The following is a 3233-nucleotide window of genomic DNA, read 5'->3' on the forward strand; positions in this document are numbered from 1 at the left end:
CTACACAGCTCGAGGATCGTCGGCAGCGTCAGATGTGTATAAGAGACAGCCACATACCCCCGTGGGTATATCAGATGGTGTCTTCGGACAGAAGAGCGAGCTGTCGCTCGCGTCGCGTACCCTGGATCCACCAGGCACGTACCCCCGACGCCATAACCCAGGAGGTTCCCATGGCCAGCAAGTCCCTTTCGGCTGCCGCTCGAGGCGGAAGCCAGCTCGACATCCTGATCGCTGCCCGTGACCGGCTCACCGACGAGATCGACATCTGCGAGATCCCCAAGGACATCGTCGCCATGATGGGGCAGCTTCGCCTCATCTGCAAGGACATCGAGACCATGATCGACCGCGACGTCGCCGAGTCCGACCCCGCCGAAGAGGCTCTGGCTGCTGCCCTCGCCGCGCTGGAGGGCTGATTCGTGGCTGTCGCCACTCCCCGGCGCGCTGCCCCCGCGCCGCCCTACCCTCCGCCCCGCTTCGAGAAGATCCCCGAGCGTGATGGTTCCCTCGGCGCGGCGGCGACCGTCGTCGCCAACTCCGTCGGCCTCAGCCTCGACGGGCACCAGCAGCACGCCTTCGACGTCGGCATGTCCTACCGGCACGTCGAGGAGTCTGAGACTCACCTTGTGCTGCCCGGCCGCCCCCGCACCTGGGCCGCGACCCAGTTCGGCTTCATCGAGCCCCGCCAGAACGGCAAGAGCCGCTCCCTGCTGGCGCGACAGGTGGTCGGCATCCTGCTCCTCAATGAGCCCCACATCATCCACTCGGCTCACGAGGTCAAGACGGCCATGGAGTCGTTCTACTCGCTGAAGAACCTCACCACCGACTACGACATCCTCCGCAAGAGGGTAAAGCGGATCCACAGCACCAACGGCCGAGAGGGCATCGAGTTCTACGGCAGCGGCAAGGCTCGCATCACCCGTACGACCCGTGTTTCGTTCATGGCGCGGACCAAGGGCTCGGGGCGAGGCTTCTCCGCCTCCACGATCCTCCTGGATGAGGCTCAGGAGCTGGGCTTCGCCGTCCTCGCCGCCATCCTCCCCACGCTCTCGGCCATCCCGAACAGCCAGATGTGGATGTGCGGCACGCCGCCGTCACCCGAGATGAACGGCGAAGTCATCACGCGACAGCGCCTCCAGGCCAAGGCGGGCAGCTCGCCGCGTCAGGCCTGGGTGGAGTGGGGAGCCGGCCCGGAGCCGGGCCAGGAGTCCTCCTACGACTACAGCGACCCCCGCCACTGGGTGGCTGCCAACCCGGCGTGCCCCAGCCGCATCCCGCTCTCGGCGATCGAGGACGAGTTCGCCGCCATGGACGAGGAGACGTTCCGCCGTGACCGCCTAGGAGAGTGGGACGAGGAGGGCATCGACGCCATCATCCCCGCCTCCATCTGGAACCGGCAAGCGGATCCCGACGCGGGCTTCTACGACGGTCTCAGCCTGTGCGTCGACGTCAACCCGGCACGCACCCACTCGTCCATCACGCTGGCGGGCTACACCGACAAGTCCCACCGCAAGCGGCACATGCAGCTCCTCGCTCGAGGAGCCGGGACGGACTGGGTGGTGAAGTTCGTCAAGGACTTCGTCCACGACCCGGAGAACAAGACTCGAGCCGTGATGATGGACGCTCTGAGCCCGGCCGCGTCCCTCGCCGGGGCTCTGAAGGCGAACAAGGTGCAGGTGACCCTGCTCAACACGCGCGACGTCGCCATGGCCTGCGGGCAGATGTACGACGGCATCGTAGCGGGCAGCGTCACCCACGCCGACCAGGATGAGCTGAGCGCAGCGATGCGCGCCTCCAAGAAGCGTGAGGTCAGCGACTCCTGGGTGCTCAACCGGAAGAAGGCTGACGAGGACATCTCACCCTTCGTGGGAGGTACACTGGCTCTGTACGGTGTCACGATGCCCAAGGTGAAGCGCCCGAAGATCGGAGAGCGCGGACGACGGAAGGTTGCTGTCGGATGATCAACACGGACCAGCTGCGGATGCAGCTCCCCGAGGAGGACTTCCTCGAGCTGGAGTACCTGCACCGCCAGCTCGAGGCACGCCACGCGGGCAACAAGCGGCGGGCGGACATCTACGACCTCAAGGAGAAGTGGAAGGACCTCGGCGTCGCCATCCCGCAGCGCTTCCGCTCCATCGAGGTGGCCTCCGGCTGGGGCCAGAAGGCCGTCGACCATCTCGCGCGCCGAGTCCGCATGGAGTCGTTCACGTTCGGCGACCCCGGCATGGACGACAACTTCGGCATCAGCGCGATGTGGGAGGACAACTCCATGGACGTGGACATGCCCCAGGCGACCACGTCGGCGTTCATCCACAGCCCCGGCTTCCTCCTCACCATGGAGGGTGAAACCGCTGCGGGCGAGCCGGACATCGTCTTCAGCGCCCACGACGCTCTCCACGCGACCGGCCGGTGGAACTGGTCCCGGCGCGGCCTCGACTCGGCCCTGATCCTCATCGACGTGGACGACTCGATGTACGCGACGGGCGTCGGCGCGCTCAACCCTGTCCGCCGCCTCATCTTCTTCAACAAGGACAGGATGTATGACTGCCGTCGTGACGAGCGCGACGAGTTCGACTGGCGTTGGGACGTCGAGCGTCAGGATTACGGCCTGGGCCGTGTGCCGGTGGAGCCGCTGCTCTACCACCCGCGCACGTCGCGCCCCTTCGGCGGGAGCCGCATCACCCGGTCGGTCATGTATCTCATCCAGGCAGCGATGCGGTCCATGGTCCGCGCGGAGCTCGGCGCGGAGTTCTTCGTGACGCCCCAGCGCTACGGGCTCAACGTGTCCGAGGAGGACCTGTTCCAGAACGGCAAGTCCGAGTGGGACGTCCTCATCGGCAAGATGCTCACACTCTCCACGCCTGAGAATCCGGACGACCCCGACCCTATCCTCAACCAGTTCCCGCAGGTGAGCATGCAGCCGCACGCCGAGCTGCTGCGCTTCTGGGGCACGCTCTTCAGCGGCGAGACCGGCATCCCCGTCGGCTCTCTCGGCATCATCCAGGACAACCCGTCCAGCGCTGAGGCTATCTACGCCGCGAAGGAGGACCTCGTCCTCGAAGCGGAGGAGAGCGCGCGGATGTTCACCCCGGCCATCAAGCGGACGATGCTCAACGGCATCCAGACTGTCTCTTATACACATCTCCGAGCCCACGAGACTTCTCTTAGCATCTCGGTTGGCGTCTTGTGGGTGTAAATAGGGGGGGGGGGGGGGGGGGGGGGGGGGGGGGGGGGGG

General features: G+C 66.3%; 3 protein-coding genes. All 3 read left to right on the forward strand.

Going from position 1 to position 3233, the window contains the following annotated elements:
- The first annotated feature begins 170 nt into the window (after window positions 1-170).
- Genes ACTQ48_RS10925 through ACTQ48_RS10935 form a run of 3 tightly spaced genes read left to right on the forward strand, consistent with a single transcriptional unit; the run spans window position 171 to window position 3193 of the window.
- Window positions 171-413, forward strand: a complete 243-nt coding sequence (locus tag ACTQ48_RS10925; RefSeq protein ID WP_343091535.1) for a hypothetical protein — start codon at window positions 171-173, stop codon at window positions 411-413.
- A 3-nt stretch (window positions 414-416) separates the two neighbouring features.
- A complete protein-coding gene (locus tag ACTQ48_RS10930; RefSeq protein ID WP_441570926.1) occupies window positions 417-1958 on the forward strand; it encodes a hypothetical protein in 1542 nt (513 codons plus the stop codon).
- Window positions 1955-3193: a hypothetical protein gene (locus tag ACTQ48_RS10935; protein WP_441570928.1), complete on the forward strand. Its 1239-nt coding sequence runs from the start codon at window positions 1955-1957 to the stop codon at window positions 3191-3193. Before ACTQ48_RS10930 ends, ACTQ48_RS10935 begins: the two co-directional genes overlap by 4 nt.
- Window positions 3194-3233 lie beyond the last annotated feature (40 nt).

The organism is Collinsella sp. Sow4_E3, assembly GCF_052116285.1.
Lineage (GTDB): Bacteria > Actinomycetota > Coriobacteriia > Coriobacteriales > Coriobacteriaceae > Collinsella.

What these genes read in the sequence shown, in the direction of transcription:
- ACTQ48_RS10925 (WP_343091535.1), top strand. Translation starts at nt 171, where the DNA reads ATGGCCAGCAAGTCCCTTTCGGCTGCCGCTCGAGGCGGAAGCCAGCTC.
- ACTQ48_RS10935 (WP_441570928.1), top strand. Translation starts at nt 1,955, where the DNA reads ATGATCAACACGGACCAGCTGCGGATGCAGCTCCCCGAGGAGGACTTC.